The sequence below is a fragment of the Pseudoflavonifractor sp. An187 genome, from assembly GCF_002160275.1.
Taxonomy (GTDB): Bacteria; Bacillota; Clostridia; order Oscillospirales; family Oscillospiraceae; genus Enterenecus; species Enterenecus faecium.
In genome coordinates, this window is record NZ_NFKG01000069.1 from 1 (window position 1) to 562 (window position 562).

General features: G+C 65.8%; 1 pseudogene. It reads left to right on the forward strand.

The window, feature by feature from the left end:
* Positions 1–562: pseudogene (locus tag B5F22_RS12380) on the forward strand (hypothetical protein); the annotation flags it as partial.

Genomic DNA, 562 nt, shown 5'->3' on the forward strand with positions numbered 1-562 from the left:
TCACCTCTCCCACCTGCACCCAGAGCGGCAGTGAGCAGCGCTCCTGCTCCGTCTGCGGCTATACCGAGACCCGGGGCGTCGATCCCACCGGCCACTCCTGGGAGGATGACTACACCGTGGATCAGGCTCCCACCTGCACCCAGGACGGCAGCAAGTCCATCCACTGCTCCCGGTGCGATGCCGTCACCGATGTCCAGACCATCCCCGCCACCGGCCACACCTGGGACCAGGGCACCGTCTTCACCCCCGCCACCTGCACGGAAAGCGGCACCATGCGCTATACCTGCACCGTCTGCGGCGAGACCCGGGATGAGGTGATTCCCGCCACTGGTCACACCTGGGACCAGGGCACTGTCCTCACCCCTGCCACCTGCACAGAAAACGGCGCCATGCGCTACACCTGCACCGTCTGCGGCGAGACCCGGGATGAGGTGATTCCCGCCACCGGTCACGCCTGGGAGGATGATTACACCGTGGATCAGGCTCCCACCTGCACTCAGGACGGCAGCAAGTCCATCCACTGCTCTCAGTGCGATGCCGTCACCGATGTCCAGACCATCCC